The sequence below is a fragment of the Dissulfurimicrobium hydrothermale genome (assembly GCF_022026155.1).
Classification (GTDB): Bacteria; Desulfobacterota; Dissulfuribacteria; order Dissulfuribacterales; family Sh68; genus Dissulfurimicrobium; species Dissulfurimicrobium hydrothermale.
On record NZ_CP085041.1, the window covers coordinates 1,037,754 to 1,059,154 of the forward strand.

A 21,401-nucleotide genomic window follows, 5' to 3' on the forward strand; every position below is an offset into this window, starting at 1 on the left:
CCTTAGTCTTTTTTTTTCGATAAATTAGTCTCTAGTCTGATCCATGGCATCGGCCTCGGAAGCCGCCTGTCTTATGACCGCGTGTTCAAGGAGGAGATCAAGGGTCTTTTTTGCACGCAGTTTGGGTAGTACATGCTGGACGAGCGCAGCCAGCAGCTCTTCCCTGTCTATCTGTGTTGAACTTTGGTCGATATGTCTTGCCAGTTCTTCATTTTCTACCTTGACATCCTCCTTGTCCGCTATCTTGTCTAGGATGAGCTCTGTCTTTACCTGTTTTATCGCGTCTTCGCGCATCTTTTCCTTGAGTCTGTCTTGAGATATGCCTGCCTTTTCTAGATCGACCCCCCGTTCATGAAGATGGCCCGAGATATTGTCTATCATTTGATCAAGTTTTGCCTCGATGAGACGTTCCGGTACAGGGAAATCAACCCCTGATACGAGCTTGTCGAGTATCTGGTTTCTAAGACTTGATCGTACGGCCTCTTCTTTGTCTGCCAAGATCTGTTTTTTGAGACGCTCCCTGAGGTCATCTATGGTTTTGTAGTCTGGGCTGAATTTTTGGGCGAATTCGTCGTTCAATTCGGGCAATATCCGTTTTTTTATGCCTTTTAAAACGACATTGTAATAGACCGTCTTGCCTGCAACCTTTTCGTTTATTGCATCATCGGGATATGTGATCTCTATTGTCCTTTCAGATCCTACTGCCATACCTATTATGGCTCTCTCGAATTCCTCATTGAAATAGCCCTTGCCTACCTCCAAATAATAATCCTTTTCATCCAGTCCTTCCACCGGCTCACCATCTATTTCGCCAGAATAGTCTATTATGGCGATGTCGTTCGTCTCAAGAGGGCGGTCTTCTTCGACTGCCTCTATGGCCCCGAAGTGCCGTCTCAGGGCCTCGAGCTGTTCCTCCACTTCTTGGTCGGTTACGGTGATTTCTGGTTTTTCGATTTCGATCCCTTTATAATCAGTGACCTCAAATTCCGGCCAGAGATCTACAGTTACGGAGTAGGAAAAGGTCTCGCCAGCCTTTATTGGGGAGGCCGAATCCAGTTGAGGGTGTAGAATAGGGATAAGCCTTGCATCTTCGATGGCCTTTGGCAGGGTCTTGCTGATAAGCGTATCTATAACTTCGCTTTTTACCTGATCGCTATAAAATTTTTCTATTATTTTGCGTGGCACCTTGCCGGGCCTAAATCCCTTTATCTTGACTTTTTTGTTGAGCTTGGCATAGGTCTCGTTAAGCTCCTTCAAAACTACATCAGACGATATTTCGACTGAAAGGCGTTTTTGAACAGGGCTTATCTCATCTATGGTTACCTTCATCGATTTTGTTCCCTTTCTTAATTTTAATTTATACGGCCCGGTGTTATGTCTTTGTTCGATTTGGCGATACGGCTGAAGGCCTTGGTGCAACTGCAAAAGAGATCCGTAGCTCAGCCATTCATCTTGGATTTAAATCAAAATGGTGCGAAAGGCGAGATTCGAACTCGCACAGGTTGCCCCGCTGGATCCTAAGTCCAGTGCGTCTACCAATTCCGCCACTCTCGCACTCGAACGCATAGTGCAATCTAATCCAGGCCAAAATTGAAGTCAAGAAATGTGCTTGCACAGATGGGTTTTTCAGGTATAAAAAATATCTTTTAACGATTTATTTAAAATTTATCATGACCATGAAATTTCTGTTAACCGTCCGGTTGGGCCCGGCCTTTTCTTTCTGACAAGATGCCACGGCCGTCCTTGCAGGAAGATGCCGATTCAGTCGGACTATGATGGATAATGTGCGATAAATCAACGAGGAGAATACCGCAATGGAACGTACGCTTTCAATCATCAAGCCGGATGGCGTATCAAGGGGTCTTATTGGAGAAGTTATCAACCGCTTCGAAAAGGCGGGTATCAGGATCGTCGCCATGAAGATGCTTAAAATGACAAAAAAAGAGGCTGAAGGGTTTTATGAAGTTCACAAAAACAAACCATTTTTCGGGAGCCTTACAGACTTCATGTCGTCCGGCCCGGTCGTCGTCATGGTACTGGAAGGCGAGGATGTGATCAGGCGGAATCGTGAATTGATGGGGGCTACGAATTACAAAGAGGCGAAGCCTGGTACGATAAGGGCCGATTTTGCAAGCGACATAGAAAAGAACATAGTCCATGGTTCAGATTCGCCTGGGAATGCGGCGAAGGAGATAGCATATTTCTTCAGCACCCTTGAACTAGTTTAACGGGATTTTTTAATCCCCTTGCTTAAAGGATACGATATCTTGAATCGGGGCTGTGAAATTGATTTTATATCGAGGCTGGCCCAAAAGGCTGCTGCCCATGGTTCTGATCCTGACCTGATGGCTGGCATAGGAGATGATTGTGCGCTCATACGGAAAGACGGCGGCCTACTTGTGGTAACCACTGATACCTTGGTAGAGGGGGTTCACTTTGATCTTGCCTATTTTGATCCGTGGCATCTGGGCAGAAAGGCCGCCGGAGTGAATTTGAGCGACATAGCCGCTATGGGCGCCAAACCCCGTTGGGCCTTTTTGAATATAGCCTCCCGTCCTGGCCTTCCATCAGGATTCTGGGATCGTTTTACAGATGGGTTGTTGTCCAAACTTTCTGCATTTGGTGCGGTTTTGGCCGGTGGAGATACAGTAAGCGCCCCGCATGACCTCTCAGTGACTTTGACTTTGATAGGAGAGCCGGTATCTGGCGGTCAGTCTGGCAATCGGTTGAGGCGTTCGGGCGCGCGTCCAGGAGACATAATCTATTGTTCAGGTTATTTAGGCGATGCTGCAGCCGGTCTTTATTATTTGAGGCGTTATGCCCATTGCGATGCAATGAAAGGCATCGTGAGAGGGCGATGCATAAGTCGGCTTGTCGAGAGGCATATTGACCCTGAACCTAGGGTCGGTTTGGGAATGGCCCTTGCTGCGAGCGGACTCGTTTGTTCGGCTATTGATTTGTCAGACGGCGTGGCAACCGATCTCGCTCATATCTGCAGGGCCTCTGGGCTTGGGGCTGAACTGGACGCGTCGTTGCTCCCCATTTCGAGGGCCGTCAGGTCTGTTTCAAGGTTATTCGGTCTTTCGCCGATCGGTCTTGCCGTTTCGGGCGGGGAAGACTTTGAGCTTTTGTGGACCGTTTCAGCCGAGGATGAGCAGGCGATGCTCAGGATTGCAGCCAGCGCGTTGGGCCATTATCCGTTCAGGATAGGACGCATGACCTTGACCGGCGGAAGCGGGGTAATCCTCCGTTTGAATGGACGTTTGATCGATATAACTTTTTGTGGTTATGGGCACGAGATCTAAGGTAGGGGGACGAGAGCTATTTTATCTTAAGCTTTTGGGTGAGGTCTTAGAGGTCGAGGCATATTGGAAAGACGGATATCTTATTAGGCTTGACTTGAGGATGCGCAGCCGCGAAAGGCCCGACGGTGAAATAGAGGGCATCCCTCCTTCAGGGTTGAAGGAGGGCCTTATGGCGGTCCTTGATGGTGCTGATCCACGCAATATTGTGCCTGCCGAGGTCAGGGGGAGTTTGTTCCAGATAAAGGTATGGACGGCCCTCCTGACCGCTGCACCCTATGCCACTGTACTTACCTACGGCGGGTTTGCGGAGAGACTTGGATGCGGATCACCTAGGTCTGTAGGACAGGCGCTTAAGGCAAACCCATTGCCTCTACTTGTGCCGTGCCACAGAGTAGTGGGCAAGAACGGTTGGCTTGGCGGATATTCCTGCGGCATAGAGATCAAGAGACTCCTTTTGAGATATGAATGTGAAATGGGTGGTTTAAGATGAGGTTAGCAGTTATAAGTGATAGTCACGACCATGTCTGGAATACGAGAAAGGCGATCGAGCAGGCGAACAGGCTTGGCGTCCAGCTGATGATCCATTGTGGCGACATGGTCTCACCGTTCATGCTTGAGGAGTTTGACAGGTTTAACGGCAGGCTCCATTTGATCCTCGGCAACAATCCAGGGGATCAGATACTCTTGATGAAGAGTGTGCTTTCAAGGTCTGACCGTGTGGAGTTTCATGGGTGTTTTGGGCGGGTTGAGGTCTTGGGTATGTCTATAGCCTTTATCCATGACCCGTTGGAGGCCGGTCACATCGCGCGTTCGGGCGATTTTCGTCTGGTCTGTTTCGGCCATACTCACAGATGGTTTATGGAAGACATGGGCGGCACGCTCCTTTTAAACCCAGGCGAGATATTGGGGAGAAAGGAGCAGCCCGGCTGGGCCTTGGTTGAGATTTCAGACGCCGGCAATGTCGATGACATAAGACCCTTCAGGATTGAGCGTATCTTCGTTGACGGTTCGGTGTAATAAGGAACCTTAAGGCGGTGCGGTAATGATATCTGGTGCTGATTCAAGACTTATTTCCATGATCTTCGACAGCATAAACGGTGCGATAATCCTTGTGGATGAAGGCGGACTAATCTCATCTGCAAACAGGAGGGCCATCGAGATGTTTTCTGCAGATGATCGAGACCTTGTCGGTCTTCCTTTTAAGGCGCTGTTTATGCCTGAGGACAGGGACATATTGGCAGAGAATGTCATCAACATTACGCGGAGGGATGGTGAATTCGAGACTGAGGCTATGCTTCTGAAGAGGGATTCGGGTTTTTTCATGGGGCTCGTCTCCACATCTATGCTTGAGACAGGGGAAGGCAAGGCGGTTGTTGTCATCGTCCATGACATAACCAAGTTGAAGGGTCTGGAGCGCCTGCTGAGTAAGTCTGAGCGCATGATCTTTCTCGGCCATATGCTCGACGATATAAGCCATCAGATCAGAAACCCGATCTTGACCATAGGTGGGTTTGCAAGACGCCTTGCAAAGATAGATATGCCTAAAAGGGATTACGTTCAGGTCATTCTGGAGGAGTGTATGAGGCTTGAACTATTGCTTTCAACCCTGACGGAGTTCATTAGGCTTGCAAAACCCGATCCGAGGCCGATCCCTGTCGGCTCAGTCATAGATGAGCTGGCATCTATTGTAAAAGAGGCGGCGTTGGAGAACGGCCTCAAACATAATGTTTCAATGCAGGAAGGCCTTAACGGCACAGAGGAGATACTGGTGGATGTAGCCGCATTTAAAAAGGCGGTTATTGCCGGACTGTTGAATGCCTGCGAGTCATATTACGAAAAGTGCCGGTCAGATGGTTCCGGAGTGGTCGATTTGGAAGTCAGGCCGTCAGACCAGCCACCGTGGACGCTCATGTTTGTCATAAGTGATCAAGGGGATGGGATAAGGCCTAGTATCATGCCGCATGTCTTTGACCCGTTTTTTACCACCAAAACTGGGCATATAGGAATGGGACTTACTTTTGCAAAGCGTATCCAGGAGGAGCAGGGCGGACATATCGAGATACGCTCTGAATTCGGTAAGGGGAGTAGTCTCTATTTGTATCTGCTCAGCGAGAGGAGGAGGGCGGTAAGGACGCAGCTTCTTTAAGCGTTTCAGGCCCTTTTGACGCCTCTATGGCGTTAAAGAACTCCTCTCTGCTTACGTCATCAGTTATAACGGCCCTGCCCGGGCCACCTGAGAGCACAAAGTGTATTCTGCCGCCCCTTGATTTCTTGTCGCTCGCTGTTAGTGTTATGATCTCGTCGATTTGAAACTGAGACGGGATACGGGTAGGGAGCCCAAGCGATCTCAAAAGCCTTTCAAGCCGTTTCAGCACGGCGTCGTTCGTGAGGCCCTTTGCCACAGAGAGTCGCATCGCAACAATCATGCCGATTGCAACGGCCTCACCGTGCGGCATCTCATATTTGGAAGCGGCCTCTATCGCATGGCCTGCCGTGTGCCCAAAGTTCAAGATACGTCTAAGCCCACCCTCCCGTTCATCCGCACAGACGACCTTGGCCTTTATCCTACAAGAGGTCCGAACTATGTGAGATATAAGCTCGGGCTCAAGATTCAAGGCGTCCGATGGCCTTGCCTCAAGCAGATCAAAGAGGGCAGGGTCTTTGATCATTGCATATTTGACCACCTCGGCCAGACCATTTCTGATCTCCTGCTGGTTAAGGGTGGCAAGGGTTGCAATGTCCGCGATTACAAGCCTGGGCTGGTAAAATGTCCCAAGGAGATTTTTGCCCTCCGGAAGATCTACTCCGGTCTTTCCGCCGACAGAGCTGTCAACCTGGGCAAGAAGTGTGGTCGGCGCCTGCACGAACGCAATCCCCCTCATGTAGATGGAGGCGAGAAACCCCGCTACGTCTCCAACCACCCCGCCGCCAAGGGCGATCAAGACCGTATCCCTGTCCGCCTTTAATGCGACCATCTTTCGCGCGAGCTCAACCACCGTGTCCATGCGTTTCGAGGCCTCTCCAGCCTCAAATGAGATCAACTCGGCATCAAGCCCGGCCTGTCTAAGGAGGTGCGTCAGGTCGCGCCCAAGGTATCCCTCGATATTTGTATCTGTCACGATTATGCAGCGTCCGGATTGGACATACGGTTTTAAAAGTCCTGCAGCGTCGGACAGGAGTCCTGGTCCTATCAGGATCTTGTAGGCCCTTTCTCCAAGCGGCACATTGACCTTGTATCGGATAAAATTAAAATCAGACCTGGCGCCTGTTTCGTCTGGTTCACCCATCATAACGGATCGTTCCCCATATTTTTATTATTATAGACCTGTTGGACAAGTTCTTTAAGAATCCCTTTTATCTTATCTGGGGCCGGCAGGTCAAGCGCCTTCTCGAGGGCCTCTTCGGGCTCCGGCGGGCCCTGTATGTAAAGATTGGCGTTGAGGGCCTCGATCTCGTCGCCGCGTAGGTTCTCGCCCAAGACATTCGAAAGCTCATCCCTGTCCAGGGCATTTATGAACCCTATTATCTCATCAAGGGCGAACTTATCTTGAAATCCCTTGATCTCTTCCTTTATCACCAGCGCCTCGTCTTTAAGGTCGTTTAGCATGTCCTGATATCTCATCATGTCCCTGTGGAGCCAGAGATAGCTGTCTTTGAGGCGGTTTAGGAGTCGGGAAAAGACCGTCCATCCCCTTTCCTGAGGCCATTCTTTTATTTGCAGTCCGCCTGATTTATATTCCGGGTAAAACGGTATCCTACCGCTGAGACCTATTGCCCTAGCGAACAGATCTACAAGCGACCTCTCTGAGAGGATGTCATATATCCTTGCAAAGTCGGCACCGATCTTTTCGTTGTAAAACGCATCGGCCTTGGCAAGTGCATTTTTGAATGCCTCTATATCGCCTTCGATGGCCTTTCTCGTGCCAAAGTACTTGGCGGCAATCTCTCTTTTTACTTGATAGGCTAAGGCCTTTGCTATGTCATCCGGCATGTCTTGCCCTTTTTATGAATTTATTGAGATTATATGAGATTATATCTTAACCTGCGGGTTTTGGGCAACAGACATAGCTTTTGACAATGCCGCCCCTTTTTGTTAGACATTTTAGATAAAGCATCCTGCGGGAGAAGCCATCATGGATATGACAGACACCATGAAAAAGGTCATTCAGGAGCTGATCGTCCCTGAAATAAGTCTCATAAAGGCCGACAATTCAGAGATCAAGGCGATCCTCCAACTTACCAATAAAAGGCTTGACGATATAAATATCCAGCTTTCAGATATCAACCGCCGTGTTGATGAGACCAACAAATGCATAGATGAAGTCAGAGCTGAGCGTTACGAAAGGATAGAGATGGCAAGGTCTGAGCTTTTAAACGGTTTAGGCGGGGCCAGGTTTGCAATAGAAAATTTAAATATGAGGCTCGACCGTCTCTATGATGCGGTGGTTAGACGTGATTAGCAGAAAGAGGCGCATCGAGTGCCTTGAAACCAGGATGGAGATGAAGTCCACGGTTTGATCTTATGGCTCCATAGTATATGCCTTCCTTAACCCCTTCCTGCCAATAAAAGGAAAAGAACTAAAAACTGCCTTTCCGGCCAAGGGAAGGGAAAGGACAGGGAAATTCCAGTCAATTTAAAATAGGTATTTTTAAAGTCTGTGGGACTATCTGCCGAATAGAGAAATAAAAGGCAAAACAGGGCGGAAAGGAGGTTGAAGATTTAAGTCCGATGCCTTGAAAGACAAGATAAGGTTTAAAGATCTACTAAAAGATCCGGCGGGCAAGGACGCCCGGTCCCGGGAAGAAAGACAAAAACAAGGAGGTTTCTTATGTCGCTCAGTATCAACACTAACATCGCTGCGCTTTATGCGCACAATAATCTCCAGAAGACAAGTGATTCACTGCAGACGTCACTGGAGAGGCTCTCAACAGGTTTGAGGATAAACAAATCAGCAGACGATGCGTCAGGTATGTCCATCGCCAATGTCATGCATGCCCAGGCCCTTAGCCTAGGACAGGCCATTAGAAATGCAAATGACGGTATAAGCGTCGTTCAGATCGCAGATGGCGCGCTTGACGAGGCGGTGCATATCATCAACACCATCAAAACCAAGGCCACGCAGGCCGCGGCAGACAGCCAGACAACCACGTCCAGGAATGCCCTCCAGTCCGACATATCGAAGTTGATGGCCGAATTGGACGCCATTGCCAGGACTACATCATTTAACGGCATGAAGCTGCTTACAGGTAACTTCGCGAACAAGAAGTTCCAGGTAGGCGCCTTCACTGGCGAGACAGTCGAGGTCAACATAGGTTCCAGCGAATCCAACAAGATAGGGCAGGTCGTGACCGGTCAGCTCCAACTAACGAACGCTTCGGGCGGCAATGTACAGCTCAGTATCCACAGCAATATCCTAAATACAGATGTCGCCATCAACTCGGTGGATCTCCAGTACAACAACTCGGCGGCAAACGGCATGCGTGCCTTGGCAGATGCCATCAACAAGGTCTCCGACACCACCGGTATAACCGCTCAGGCTGTTGTAAAGAGTACCAGTGCAGCCCCTGTGGCCGCCGGTTCCACCGGCAGCGACTTCGCCATAAACGGCATCGTTATCGGTGCTGTAACAGTGCAAGCAAATGATGCTGACGGCTCCCTTGTAAATGCCATCAATGCAAAGACTGCACAGCACGGCATCGTGGCAAGCGTAGACGGCGCAGGGATGCTTACCCTGAGTTCAACTGATGGCAGGGCCATTCAGGTTACAGGTGATACGGGCACGGTCCTTGCCGGAAGCAATATGAGCACGTTCGGTTACATAAAGCTCTTTCAGTCGGGCGCAAATGACATGAAGATCACAGACCTTGCGGGTGGTGCGGCGCTTGCTATAACGTCAAATCTTCAGGTCAAAGGCGCCACTACAACGACTATCGACTCAACCCTTACAGCAGGATCTGTACTGGGGTCGGCTTCATCGTTCAAAGCCGGGAGCACCTTGGGCTTTACCTTAACAAGTACAAATAATTCAGCTGACATAACAACAACCCAAGACAGTACCATAAAGGCTGGATCTGTGCTGGCCTCGGCTACCGTGATCAAGCAAGGTTCGGTCCTTGGCGGGACAGTTACCGCAAATGCCGTATCCACTACAAACGACAGTACGTTGAAGGCTGGAAGTCTGCTTAAATCAGGTACACTGCTCAAGGCCGGGACGCTCGTCACCACGGCCATCCAGACCGCCGGCGGCACAATAGCCGCAGGTACCGTATTGAACGCTGATGCAACCTTGACGGCAGACGTCACCCTCCAGGCCGATATGATTGCAAAGGGCGGTTCGTCGTTTGCGGCGAACAGTTCATTTACGTCTGGTTCATCCATAGGCGGTGACGTCACAACAGCCAGTATCACCAATGTCAATAACGACATGATTTTGAAGGCAGGCTCTACTATTAAAAACGCTGCTGGCCTGAGTATAGTTGCAGGTTCCACCATAGGTGGAAACTTTGCATTGGCTGCCACCCAGAGTGCGACGCTTACCTCTTCCATGTTGGTAAAGGCAGGTTCAACCCTAACTGATACCTCTAGTATCGCCACCGGCTCAACGCTTGGAGCGAATACGACAGTAAGCAGTGCTCTAACCTTGAACGGTGATATGACACTTGCTGCCGGCTCGACCCTTGCCTCCATGTCAACTATGGCTGCAGGTACGGTGCTCACTAATAATATGGTCGTATTCGTATCTGGCAGTAGTGGCGCAACCAAGACGCTTACAGCGGGTACGGTGCTTGAAAAACAGTACACTACATACGGAACCAACTACCTCAACAACACGATGACCCTGAAGTACAATGCAACGTACAACTCGACCATCGCGGCCAATTCCATACTTGCCGCCAACCCAGGTGGTGTATCTGGGACACAGGTGACTGGTATAGTTAAGGAGGCCTTGAGCGATATAAACGTCACCACCCAGGATGGCGCGCAGCTTGGTATGGCCATAGCCGATTCGGCGCTCCAAAACATAAACGCCATTAAGGCCGGACTTGGTTCCGTACAGAATCAACTCACCAGCACTATAGCGAACCTGACCGCCACCCAGGTGAACGTACAGTCGGCGGAGAGCCAGATAAGAGATGTGGACTTCGCAGCTGAGTCTTCAAATTTCTCAAAGATGCAGATACTCTCCCAGGCCGGCACGTTCGCTTTGGCTCAGGCCAATGCAACCGCGCAAGGCGTGCTGAAACTCCTGCAGTAGTTACTGGTTGACAACAAGGGCGGCCTCCGGGCCGCCCGATAATTAGGCCATAATGAGGTAAGATTATGACGGGCATCATTACATCTCTTGGAGTGGGTTCAGGGCTTCAGCTCCAAAATATCCTCGATCAGATGCGTCAGGCCGACGAGGCGCCCATAAACAATCTAAAGGCAGAGGAGTCTAGGGTCCAAGATCAATACAATGCATTCAATGCCATCGATCAGGGCCTCTTAGGCATAAAGTCCCAGGCCTTGAGTTTGAGTCTGCAGTCCACGTTCATCAAACGCGATATCTCTGTTGGGCCTGAGGGCGTGCTATCGGCAAGCGTTTCCGACGGCGCCGATATAGGGACACATCAGATAACGGTGAACAGCATCGCCACAGCAAGTCTATGGCAGGGCGTGGGGGTTGGCGCCCCGACGACGGTGATCAACAGTTCCGGTGCTAGCCAGACCTTTGCCTATCATGTAGGGACAGGTGCAACCATCAGCCTTACCGTGCCTAATGGGACCACGCTTCAGGGCCTTGCCGATCTCATAAACAACGACCAGCGTAATCCAGGGGTGACGGCCTCTGTGATAAACGATGGGGGTGCAACAAACCCATATCACTTGGTGCTTAAGGCCAATACTACAGGCGAGACGTCAAGGATATACATAGACACCCAGCTATCAGGTTATGCTATGACAGAGATACAGGGTGCATTGGGGGCCTCGCTTAATGCACAGATAGTTGTAGATGGGGCGACGTATCAGAGAGGTACAAATACAGGCATTACAGACATTATAAACGGAGTAACGTTAAACATCCTTAAACCGGGGACGAGCTCCATATCGATAAGCTCGAGCACAGCCGATCTCAGAAGCGCTATCATCAATCTGGTAAACGGATTTAACAGCAGTATAAAATCCATCAGGGATCAGACAGGTTATACAAACGGTCCAAATGGTCCGACCCCCGGTCTTTTAACTGATAATGGTACGATGCGGGCCCTATCGGGTCAGTTGACGGATCTCCTTAGCACCCAAGTGGATACCGGTGGTTCCATAAAATCGATGTATGATCTCGGCCTGAACATAACGAGGGACGGGACGATCAGTATTGACGAATCCACACTGGATAATGCGCTCGCTACGCATTTCAATGAGGTGCAGACCTTTTTTCTTGGCAAGACAGGCGTTACGGGTTTTGCGAGTCTGGTAAACGACAGGCTCGGCAGCATCACTGAAGCGGGCAGCGGTGTCCTGGCTACGGAACAAGCGGCCTCGCAGACACGTATAAATCAGATCAATCAGCAGATAAGCGACGCAACCGATAGGCTTAACAAGAAATACGATATTTTGACCAAACAGTTTACCCAATTGGATTCATTCATGAGCAGTATGAATTCGATCAGCTCCTTTTTGACCTCACAATTCGATGCTATCACAGGGGTCAAGAAGACGTAAACGATAAATTTTTTGAGGGCATAGATATGAAAACTGTATATACTCAGGCTTATGAAAAGACAGACATACTCACAACCGATCCATATAAATTGATCCTCATGTTGTATGATGCTGGGCTTAAAGGCCTCTACATGGCCAGAGAAGGTATAAGGACTGGGGATATAGCAATGAGGGGCGAGGCATTGGGCAGGGTGATTGCCGTTGTTTCGGAGCTGATGGGTGCGGTCCGGGGCGAAAATGAGGCCGCTGGTTTTCTGAGGGGGCTTTATGCTGCCATGCTGGTCGAACTTCCGAAGGTGAACCTCACTAATGATGAAAAGACCTTGAATACGGCCATAAAATATCTCGCACAGTTAAGGCATATCTGGCAGACCGAGGTGATGCCAAGCATCCAGACCCTGCGCGCCATACCCGATGAAGGCCGCGATTTTGTGCGTGATGACAGGGCTGTTGGGCCGAACCGTATTAGAACAGGTGATGCCGTTGATAGGGCAATTGCAGGAGGGCATCAGGGCCAGGCTGGTGTAGCTGCGTATGCGTGCGGTTTTTCGTGCAAGGGCTGAAGGAGTTTCTTATGGATCAAGACGAATATGTGCCGGAAGTTGGGGGAGACGGCCTTTTTAAGAGACTTGAGGAGGCGTTTTGTGCCTTTGAAGACCTTCAAGACGGATTCCTTGCAGGTCTCAAGGAAAGGCCGCTTGAGATGTTTAATGAAATGCACTGGTGGGAGGACGAGCGCGGTAAGGGATGCATGCTCATAAAGGATCTGCTGAGTGTATTCAATAATGGCTTGAAATGTGGTATCTATCCGCTTGACACTGCTGAGTCGTGGAGGACACGCATCGGACGTTTGATTGAAAAGGAGAGTATGCTTTATCAGGCCCTGTCGCTCGAGAAGGTGAGGATCGTCGGTGAGCTAGAGAGGTTAAGCAAAGGCAGGGACGCCCTTAAAGGCTATCAGAGGTTCGGTCTTGGCGGGCGTTGAGGGAACGGCTATGGAACTGACTGTAAATGGCATAACGAAAATAGGTGTTGAAAATCAAACGGGTCAAGAGATGCACGTCGAAGGCCGCCCACTCAACAAAGATCAGCAGGCAGCCAAGGGTGTAGAGACGTCCAATAATAATATAGCCAGCATGGGCGTCGGAAGGTCGGGCGTTTCGGCCAAGACGGGTGGCGGCGATAAGAAGGCCATCGGCAAGAGCGATATAGAGGCGGCTGTAAAGGAGATACAGTCGCAGCTGGATTTAATGAACACTAAGTTGATATTCAAGATAGATCCCAAATACGGTGAGCCTGTGGTGCAGGTCATAAAAAAAGACAACGGCGAGGTGTTGCGGCAGTTTCCGCCCGAACAATTATTGGAGATCAGGGCGGCATTCAAAGACCTTGCAAAGGGTGTCTTTCTGAACGAGAAGGCTTGACATAAAGTAAGGAAGCGAAAGGGGTTTCAAATCCACCGGGCAATTACCTTGTTAGAAAAGTCGGCGTGATCTGCCTGTACTGCTTACCTATACCCTCCTGTATAAAAATTTTATTTTTTTCTTATTTCACCTCCCTAGACAAAACTTCCTAAATCTTAAAGCAATCCGGACCATTTGCTAGATGAATACGGCTTATTGAGGCTATTGTTTCGTTTAAATGTCCATATTCGCTCATTTGTACGCTAATTACTTTTTTTCTCCAAAAAAAGCTTGACAGGTGGGTTGTTGTTTCAATATAGTGGATCAAAGTGGGATGAAGTGGGAAGAAGGGGGTAACTGGTGTTTAGAGGCCGTTCAGTTCACACACTAGATGAAAAAGGCCGCCTGAGCATACCAGCAAGACTCAGAGATGTCTTGAAGACCAAATACGACGGCCGGTTGATCGTCACAAACCTTCCCAACTGTCTTGCAGCCTATCCGCTTGATGAATGGCGAGAGCTTGAAGAGAGCTTTAGTAATTTCAAACTTGCGCCGCCTGAGGTCGTTTCTTTTCAAAGGTATTTTTTGGCTGGCGGCATAGAGTGCAACATGGATTCGCACGGCAGGATACTTATACCGGCAACACTCCGGGAGGATGCAGGGATAGGTAAGGAGGTGGTCCTTTCGGGTATGCTCAAATACTTTGAGATATGGAGCAAGGAACGCCTGGATGAAGAGTTGCGTAGGGCAAAGGAAAACTTTGACCAGTACAGCCGCCTCATCTCAACCATTGGGACCAACAAGACGTGATACGGCCATGGATCATATACCGGTATTGGTCGATGAGGTAATCGATGGGCTATGCATCAAGAATGGAGGCATTTATGTGGACGGTACGGTCGGAATGGGGGGGCATGCCGAGGCCATCCTTGAGAGGCATGGCGAGATAGGGCTGCTCATAGGCCTTGATCTCGACGCCGACGCCGTATTGAGGGCCAGTGAACGTCTCGCTCGTTTTGGTGAGAAGATACATCTCGTGTGCGGAAACTTTTCCGTACTTTCAGACATCTTGGTTGATATGGGCATAGACAAGGTGGATGGAATGCTGCTTGACCTAGGCATGTCCTCATACCAGCTCGAAAAGAGCGGCAAGGGGTTCAGTTTTATGAAAGACGAGCCTTTGGATATGAGGATGGACAATTCCTTTACTATTACGGCCGCCGATATGGTCAACGAGCTGCCTGCTTGTGAGCTTGAGACACTCATACGCACATATGGTGAAGAGCGTTGGGCCAAGAGGATAGCGGAGGCTATTGTTGAGCGGCGGAGATCAGCACCAGTCGTTACTTCTTTAGATCTGGCCAGGATAGTGGCTGGGGTGGTACCCCGAAGGGTACAGGGTGCAAAGATGCATCCTGCCACAAGGACGTTTCAGGCCCTTCGCATAGCTGTAAACAGGGAACTTGAGAATTTGAAAGAGGCGCTTGATCTTCTCCCTTCATGTCTCAAGATCGGTGGGCGTCTCTGCGTAATTTCGTTTCATTCGCTCGAAGACCGTATGGTGAAGGATGCGTTTAGGAGCGACAGTCGCCTAATTCGGGTGACAAAGAGGCCGATTGTCGCCAGCCCAGTTGAGTTGGCTGTCAATCCAAGGGCAAGGAGTGCGAGGCTTCGCATAGCCGAGAGGGTTGATTCACAGTTTTTGACCAATTCATGCAAAAAATTGTAAAGAGAGGAGAAAGATCATGACTTACCGTGCATCTGTCCTTCGGGTGTCGTCTCACAGACAGACCTATGTGGCTTTTGGAAGAAGGGATATATTGACCGGTCTTGCGGTCAGGGATCTGAGGTTTTCCTTAAAGGAGATATTGGCCGCCGTTTTCGCCCTTTTTATATTTTCGCTGAGCCTCTGGTCTGGTTATGAGATACGTAGTGTCTCAAACGACCTTGCCATGCTCGAGAGGGAATCAGCGCAGCTTGACGCCAGATTCAAGACATTGAAAGAGGCTGAAGAGCGGCTTATGGCACCCGAAAGGTTGGCTCTTGCGGCACAGAGACTTGGACTCCATAAACCGGAAGGCAGTCAGATCGTAAGGTTGGAAGATTAGCCGGACAGGTCGCTATATCAGTAAGCGCCTCTACATATGGATCGCCCGTTTTGCAGACGGATCAACTTTTTCTGGTTCCTGAATGAAGAGGATGGGGTAATAAACGGCTGTCTTTAATCGGCCGTTGCTATGGCTGCTGTGAACAATATAGAACCCGCTCCGCAACTTCGGATTCCGGTTTGATTGATGGATGTTGGTTTATCTATCTCGTCTTCCAGCTTACCTAAAGACCAATTACCGTTGTTTTGTAGTGGGTTCATATGGCTACCGTCAGAAGAAAAAAAAGAAAACGTCGTACGGTCCTCCCATTGGTTGTGATGGTTTGCGTAGCGGCCGTGTTGGTAACGGCCTATTTTGTCTGGCCTGTATTGAGCGAGCTCGGCATGGAATGCTTTTTTGCCCCAAAAGGACGCAGAGCAGGGGGTGGCGGTATCTATATCGACAGCGGAGCAGAGCGCGGCTGGATCTTTGACAGGAGTGGAGTAGTCCTCGCCGCCAATGCCATGACGATGTCGGCTTATGTAAAACCTGCTCTTGTTCCGTCAGGGGATGACTGGATTGCGAAGGTTTCGGGCATACTTGGCATCCCTGAAGGCGAGATAAAGGACAGGGTATTTTCCACACGCAACTTTGTTTGGTTGAAGAGCGGGCTTAGTGAGGCGGAGGTGCAGGGATTGAAGGCCGCCGATATCTCAGGCATAGGCGTCGCCGGGGAATACAGACGTTTTTATCCTTATGGAGGTCTTGCCGTCCAGATCCTTGGTTTTACTGACCATGATGGAAACGGCCTTGAGGGCGTGGAGGCCTTCTATGACAAGAGACTCGGTGCTATGGAGTGTAAAGATCCCGAAGCACCAGGTTGCAGCCTGCATCTTACCATCGAAAGAGGTGTACAGTCCATGGCAGAGGAGGAGCTTGGTTCGGAGCTGACCAGAATGAAAGGTGAAAAGGGTTGTATGATTGTCATGGGTGTGAATACAGGTCAGATATTGGCCATGGCCGTAAGACCCGTATGGGAGCAGGGAAAATGCTGGCAAAATGATCAAGATGGGGGCGGATTCAGCAATTATGCAATAAAGGCCGAGGTGGATCCATCGATGTTTTTTGTCTTTGTCAACTGGATTTCCAAAGAAAGATCCTCGCAGGAACTGCAGGGCGGTTCAGATCAAGGTGGTCAGGTTCAACCGTCTGTGTCGACCGTTCGAACCGAAAGGTTTAATTTGGTCAACATAAGTGATAAATTCGGCATATTTGGACCATGGACGAGCAACGAGATCAAATCGGTCGGTTTCGACGCCAGTGCGCTTAACGACATGTGGAGACTTGGCTTCGGACAGCTTACTGGTATTGATCTGCCTGATGAGGAGATGGGGCGCCTGCCGTCGAGTCCTCCGTATTCATGGGACGACCTTTTGCTCCAAGGTATGGCCGCAAGCCCTGTGCAGATGCTCCGCGCCTTTTGCGCCCTCATAAACGGCGGCAAGCTTGTTTGGCCTCATGTCGCCTTTGAATATGTCGGGAAGGGCCAGAAGACCCACCTTGAAAGTGGCATCTTGTCCGGCGGTCGTTCCATACAGTCTGCTGAGGCGTTGGCGTCTGGGTTCAGAGAGAAGCTGGGACGCCTTGACGGCGATCCGGTTTTTAGCATCAGGCTACACGACGAGCCTGGCAGCACCAAGGGAATCGCACAGATCGTTGCGCTCGGTTTCTGGCCTGTCGATAATCCTGTTGTATGTTATATAGTCGTCCTTGACAATGTGAGGGGGGACCCAGCCATGTATAAAGAGGTCTTTGGAGGTATAAAAAGGGTAGCTATGGCTGCGGCCAAATTGCCGTTAGAGATGAATATCCAAAAAAATGAGAGATAAAGAGATCTTAGCCATCCTGGACGATGCGGCAGGTGTCACTTGCAATTCGAAAAAGGTGCGGCCTGGATTTGTATTCGTGGCCATGCCTGGCACAAAGAGAGATGGTTTGAATTTTGTAGCTGATGCAATAAAGAACGGGGCCGGGGTGGTTGTGACTTCCCATGAGGGTGCCTGTCGATTGAAGGGTCTGAATAGGGGTGGGGTTAAGATATTCGGTGTTGATGATCCAAGGGGTGTATTCGCCAGATTAGCCAGTATTTTTTATGGAGAGCCATCCAAACGGCTTATAGTGGTAGGGGTTACAGGAACCAATGGAAAGACTACGGTTACTTATCTTCTGGAGTCGATATTCAGAGAGGCCGATCTGAATCCAGGTGTTATAGGGACTATAAGCATGAGATATGCTGGAATGGAGACCGCCTCGGAGCTCACTACGCCCGATTCTGCGGCGATCCAGGCCTGTCTTGCAGAGATGTTGAGGGGCGGGGTAAAGGCTGTGGCAATGGAGGTCTCTTCCCACGCCATAGACCAGAAGAGGGTAGAAGGGTGTGAGTTTAAGGTGGCAGTATTTACTAATCTAACACGGGATCACCTGGACTATCACCATGATATGGAGGCCTATTTTCTTACAAAGGCCAGGCTTTTTACCGAATATAAGGTGGGTCTGTCTGTGATAAACCTGGATGATCCTTATGGATTGAGGCTCTGGGCTATGATCGATGGATCCGGCAACCGGAGGATCAGTTATGGTTTCGACCGTAGTGCTGATATATGGCCCGAATCTTTTGAATCGAGTCTTGCAGGGCTTAAGGCAAGGATCTCAACCCCCTTTGGTGAAATTGATATCAAATCAAGGCTTATAGGCAGACATAATCTATCAAATATCCTCGGTGCGATCGGTGCAGCCGCCGGTCTTGGCATTGATCTTAATATTGTCAGACGCGGAATAGAATGTCTTGATAAAGTCCCAGGGAGGCTTGAGCCGGTGGCCATCCACCAAAGAGACATCACGGCATTGGTTGATTATGCCCATACCCCAGATGCATTGGAGAATGTCTTAAAGACCCTGTCCAATCTCGCTATAGGGCGGATCATATGTGTGGTCGGATGCGGAGGTGACAGAGATCAGGGCAAGAGGCCGATTATGGCCAGGATTGCGGCGAGATACTCCGATATTGCTGTCTTTACTTCTGACAACCCGCGAGGTGAGGATCCGGCCTTCATATTGAATCAGATGCTTCAGGGTCTGGCGGAGATCCCTGCCGGAGAGAGAGATGGCTATTCGGCGCATGTGGAGGTTATTCCAGACAGGCGTGAGGCTATTTTTTGGGCGGCTGCCAGAGCCGAGACCGGCGATTGCGTCTTGGTTGCAGGAAAGGGGCATGAGACATATCAGATCATAGGGGATGAAAGGATTTATTTTGATGACAGAGAGGTCTTGAGGGAGGCCTTCGGGCCACGGATTTCTTTGTGTCAGGTTGCAAGCGCTATAGGAGCCGAGGTCGTATATGGCAAGGGATCGAATGGGGTCAGTGTGCAGCTGGAAAAGGTGCTGATCGGTGGTATATCCACAGACACGAGATCCATCTTGCCTAAGGATCTATTTTGGGCGTTTAAAGGTGGGCGTTTTGATGGAAGGGACTTTGTGTGTGAGGCAATTAAGAAAGGTGCCTGTGGTGCGATTGTATCGCATGAAGACATGTCGCTTTTAAAGGACGTTTCGACCGATGCTCCGCTTCTCGCCGTCCATGACGTCCTGAATGCCTTTGGAGACCTGGCTTCGTGGTACAGGAAGCGCCTTGGACTGGGTGTGTTTGCGATAACTGGGAGCTGCGGTAAGACCACTACAAAGGAGGCCATAGCATCTATCTTTCAGAAGAGATGGAGGGTTGTAAAGACAAAGGGCAACTTCAACAACTTGATAGGCCTTCCATTGAGTCTTTTTGAGGCCAGGGAAGGGGACGACTGGGCGGTCCTTGAGATGGGTATGAACCGGCCTGGTGAGATTGCAAGACTTGTAGAGATTGCAGGTCCTGATGCGGCGCTCATAACAAACATCAGACCTGTACACCTCGAAGGGCTCGGCGATCTTGAAGGCGTGGCAAGGGAGAAGGGTGAGGTTTTCAAGGCCTTGGGTAAAGACGGAACGGCCGTCGTCAACCTTGATGACCCGCTTGTTTTGGAGGTTTCCCGTGCCATCGACTGCAGAAAGGTCTTCTATTCCGTAACGGGTGGGTCAAGAGGGGGGGGTCGCCCAGATGTCTTTCTAGTCTCGTGGTCGCCTCTGGATGCCGCTTTCTATATCGAGATCGATATCGCAGGTCATTTGGTGAGGTCCGATATCCCGCTCATAGGCACAGCCAATGTTCAAAACGTTGTTGCCGCAGCTGCGGCGGCATATGCCATAGGCCTCACAGACGACGAGATAACGGCAGGTCTGCAAGAAATGAAAGGGCTGCATGGGCGCATGGGGCTTGAAGATCTAGGCTGTGATTTTTATCTGATCGACGATAGCTACAATGCCAATCCAGCATCGATGGCCATGGCCCTTGAGACGCTGTCAGTTTGGGGCAGGGGTAAAAAGATAGCGATTTTGGGCGATATGCTGGAGCTCGGCAAGAGATCTGTGTCTTTTCATCAGGATCTGGGTAGAAAGGCAGGTCTTTCAGGGGTTGATCTGCTAGTTTCCATGGGTGAGTTTTCAACCGTCGTTGCAGAGGAGGCAAGGAAGGCCGGGGTTGAGGCGTTTGCCTTTGATGACATGGATGCATTGATGCATTGGCTTAGCAGTTGTCTTGACCGTAGAGGAGCCGGTATATTTTCATGTCCATGCACCATACTCGTAAAGGGGTCTAGAGGGGTCAGATGCGATAGGGTCTCTGGGGTTATAAGGGCTGCCTTTGCAAAAGAAAGAGGTGTGTCGTGATCTTTTATCTGCTTTACCCCCTTCATGAATTCTGGCCCGTTTTCAATGTCTTTCGCTATATAACATTCCGTACTATCTATGCGACGGTTATGGCATTTCTCGTGGTCTTTCTTTTGGGCGATTGGTTCATTAAGAGGCTCAGGGCGATGCAGATGGGGCAGGTGATAAGGCAAGACGGTCCTAAGGCCCATCTTTCAAAGGCCGGGACGCCAAGTACTGGCGGTGTCCTTATAGTAGGGGCGATAGCCTTTTCCACGCTTTTGTGGGCCGATCTCAAAGAGATATATATTTGGATATGTCTTATAGTCCTTTTGGGGTTCGGGGCAATAGGTCTGGCCGACGACATCTTGAAGATCAAAAGGCGCAATTCCAGAGGATTGCCAGGGCGATGGAAGCTTGTCTGCCAGGCCTTTTTCTGCGCTGTTGCTGGCTATATCCTCTTTGTTGATGGGTATTGGGGCTCGTATCTGAGCATCCCATTCTTCAAAAACATACGACCCGATATTGGGATGTTCTATTTTTTTTTCGCCATGCTGGTGGTGATTGGTGCATCTAATGCCGTGAATCTGACGGATGGGCTGGACGGTCTCGCCACCGGGCCATTCGTAGTGGCTGCCGCAGTCTATACTCTTTTCAGCTATCTTGCCGGCCATGTTGTTATAGCCGAATATCTTCAGATCCCTTACGTTCCAGGGGCGGGCGAGCTTGCGGTTTTCTGTGGGGCGATGGTTGGGGCCGGGCTCGGGTTTTTATGGTATAATTCCTATCCGGCAAGCATCTTTATGGGGGATTCAGGTTCCTTGGCCATGGGAGGCGCGTTGGGTACAGTGGCGGTCTTGATAAAACAGGAGCTCCTGTTGGTTATTGTGGGGGGTATCTTTGTAGTGGAGGCCTTGTCGGTGATAATCCAGGTGGGATATTACAAGGCTACGGGCGGCAGGAGGGTATTTAAGATGGCGCCGCTTCATCACCATTTTGAGCTCTTGGGGGTCAATGAGCCCAAGGTCATAGTGAGGTTCTGGATAGTAGCCATAATCCTCGGCCTTTTGGCCATAAGTACCCTGAAATTGCGGTAAATCATATACAG

Annotated in this window: 20 protein-coding genes and 1 tRNA gene; 17 read left to right on the forward strand and 4 right to left on the reverse strand. The window is 50.0% G+C overall.

Annotation, left to right across the window (positions count from 1 at the left end; genetic code table 11):
* Positions 1-24 precede the first annotated feature (24 nt).
* Positions 25-1,329: a trigger factor gene (tig, locus tag LGS26_RS05055; protein ID WP_237887543.1), complete on the reverse strand. Its 1,305-nt coding sequence runs from the start codon at positions 1,327-1,329 to the stop codon at positions 25-27.
* 140 nt (positions 1,330-1,469) lie between these two features.
* A tRNA-Leu gene (locus LGS26_RS05060) sits at positions 1,470-1,554 on the reverse strand.
* Positions 1,555-1,814: 260 nt separating this feature from the next.
* Here LGS26_RS05060 and ndk point away from each other — a divergent pair.
* From ndk to LGS26_RS05085, 5 genes are read left to right on the forward strand one after another with little or no spacing between them, the layout of a single operon-like run.
* A complete protein-coding gene (gene ndk, locus LGS26_RS05065; RefSeq protein ID WP_237887545.1) occupies positions 1,815-2,228 on the forward strand; it encodes a nucleoside-diphosphate kinase in 414 nt (137 codons plus the stop codon).
* A 39-nt stretch (positions 2,229-2,267) separates the two neighbouring features.
* Complete coding sequence (gene thiL / locus LGS26_RS05070; protein ID WP_237887547.1) at positions 2,268-3,305, forward strand: thiamine-phosphate kinase; 1,038 nt, start codon at positions 2,268-2,270, stop codon at positions 3,303-3,305.
* Positions 3,289-3,795 carry a methylated-DNA--[protein]-cysteine S-methyltransferase gene (locus tag LGS26_RS05075; protein WP_237887549.1) on the forward strand — a complete coding sequence of 169 codons (507 nt, stop codon included), beginning with the start codon at positions 3,289-3,291 and terminating at the stop codon, positions 3,793-3,795. The genes thiL and LGS26_RS05075 overlap by 17 nt, the downstream gene beginning before the upstream one ends.
* Complete coding sequence (locus tag LGS26_RS05080; protein ID WP_237887557.1) at positions 3,792-4,322, forward strand: YfcE family phosphodiesterase; 531 nt, start codon at positions 3,792-3,794, stop codon at positions 4,320-4,322. Before LGS26_RS05075 ends, LGS26_RS05080 begins: the two co-directional genes overlap by 4 nt.
* A gap of 25 nt (positions 4,323-4,347) precedes the next feature.
* The gene (locus tag LGS26_RS05085) at positions 4,348-5,451 is read left to right on the forward strand and encodes a two-component system sensor histidine kinase NtrB (RefSeq protein WP_237887559.1); all 1,104 of its coding nucleotides are present in this window, start codon (positions 4,348-4,350) and stop codon (positions 5,449-5,451) included.
* On the opposite strand, the gene aroB is transcribed toward LGS26_RS05085, so the two are convergent.
* A complete protein-coding gene (gene aroB, locus LGS26_RS05090) occupies positions 5,411-6,595 on the reverse strand; it encodes a 3-dehydroquinate synthase (protein ID WP_237887561.1) in 1,185 nt (394 codons plus the stop codon). The genes LGS26_RS05085 and aroB overlap by 41 nt on opposite strands.
* The gene (locus tag LGS26_RS05095; protein ID WP_237887563.1) at positions 6,592-7,296 is read right to left on the reverse strand and encodes a hypothetical protein; all 705 of its coding nucleotides are present in this window, start codon (positions 7,294-7,296) and stop codon (positions 6,592-6,594) included. Before LGS26_RS05095 ends, aroB begins: the two co-directional genes overlap by 4 nt.
* A 142-nt stretch (positions 7,297-7,438) precedes the next feature.
* Between LGS26_RS05095 and LGS26_RS05100 the strand changes: the two genes are divergently transcribed.
* The 12 genes from LGS26_RS05100 (at position 7,439) to mraY (ending at position 21,390) form a co-directional block, all read left to right on the forward strand.
* Entirely contained in the window at positions 7,439-7,765 is a 327-nt protein-coding gene (locus LGS26_RS05100; RefSeq protein ID WP_237887565.1) for a hypothetical protein, read from the forward strand.
* 369 nt (positions 7,766-8,134) lie between these two features.
* On the forward strand, positions 8,135-10,561 hold the full coding sequence (locus LGS26_RS05105) for a flagellin N-terminal helical domain-containing protein (protein ID WP_237887567.1): 2,427 nt from the start codon (positions 8,135-8,137) through the stop codon (positions 10,559-10,561).
* A gap of 65 nt (positions 10,562-10,626) precedes the next feature.
* Positions 10,627-12,009, forward strand: coding sequence for a flagellar filament capping protein FliD (fliD, locus tag LGS26_RS05110; RefSeq protein WP_237887568.1), 1,383 nt, complete (start codon positions 10,627-10,629; stop codon positions 12,007-12,009).
* Between the two features lie 26 nt (positions 12,010-12,035).
* Positions 12,036-12,572 carry a flagellar export chaperone FliS gene (locus LGS26_RS05115; RefSeq protein ID WP_237887569.1) on the forward strand — a complete coding sequence of 179 codons (537 nt, stop codon included), beginning with the start codon at positions 12,036-12,038 and terminating at the stop codon, positions 12,570-12,572.
* Between the two features lie 11 nt (positions 12,573-12,583).
* Positions 12,584-12,994 carry a hypothetical protein gene (locus LGS26_RS05120; RefSeq protein ID WP_237887570.1) on the forward strand — a complete coding sequence of 137 codons (411 nt, stop codon included), beginning with the start codon at positions 12,584-12,586 and terminating at the stop codon, positions 12,992-12,994.
* Entirely contained in the window at positions 12,981-13,433 is a 453-nt protein-coding gene (locus tag LGS26_RS05125) for a flagellar protein FlaG (protein ID WP_237887571.1), read from the forward strand. The genes LGS26_RS05120 and LGS26_RS05125 overlap by 14 nt, the downstream gene beginning before the upstream one ends.
* A gap of 339 nt (positions 13,434-13,772) precedes the next feature.
* On the forward strand, positions 13,773-14,222 hold the full coding sequence (mraZ, locus tag LGS26_RS05130) for a division/cell wall cluster transcriptional repressor MraZ (protein WP_237887572.1): 450 nt from the start codon (positions 13,773-13,775) through the stop codon (positions 14,220-14,222).
* Between the two features lie 7 nt (positions 14,223-14,229).
* Entirely contained in the window at positions 14,230-15,141 is a 912-nt protein-coding gene (gene rsmH, locus LGS26_RS05135) for a 16S rRNA (cytosine(1402)-N(4))-methyltransferase RsmH (protein WP_237887573.1), read from the forward strand.
* Positions 15,142-15,157: 16 nt separating this feature from the next.
* Entirely contained in the window at positions 15,158-15,520 is a 363-nt protein-coding gene (locus LGS26_RS05140) for a hypothetical protein (protein ID WP_237887575.1), read from the forward strand.
* A 260-nt stretch (positions 15,521-15,780) separates the two neighbouring features.
* Positions 15,781-17,388 carry a penicillin-binding transpeptidase domain-containing protein gene (locus tag LGS26_RS05145; RefSeq protein WP_237887576.1) on the forward strand — a complete coding sequence of 536 codons (1,608 nt, stop codon included), beginning with the start codon at positions 15,781-15,783 and terminating at the stop codon, positions 17,386-17,388.
* Complete coding sequence (locus tag LGS26_RS05150; RefSeq protein ID WP_237887578.1) at positions 17,378-20,314, forward strand: UDP-N-acetylmuramoyl-L-alanyl-D-glutamate--2,6-diaminopimelate ligase; 2,937 nt, start codon at positions 17,378-17,380, stop codon at positions 20,312-20,314. Before LGS26_RS05145 ends, LGS26_RS05150 begins: the two co-directional genes overlap by 11 nt.
* On the forward strand, positions 20,311-21,390 hold the full coding sequence (gene mraY, locus LGS26_RS05155) for a phospho-N-acetylmuramoyl-pentapeptide-transferase (RefSeq protein WP_237887580.1): 1,080 nt from the start codon (positions 20,311-20,313) through the stop codon (positions 21,388-21,390). Before LGS26_RS05150 ends, mraY begins: the two co-directional genes overlap by 4 nt.
* Positions 21,391-21,401 lie beyond the last annotated feature (11 nt).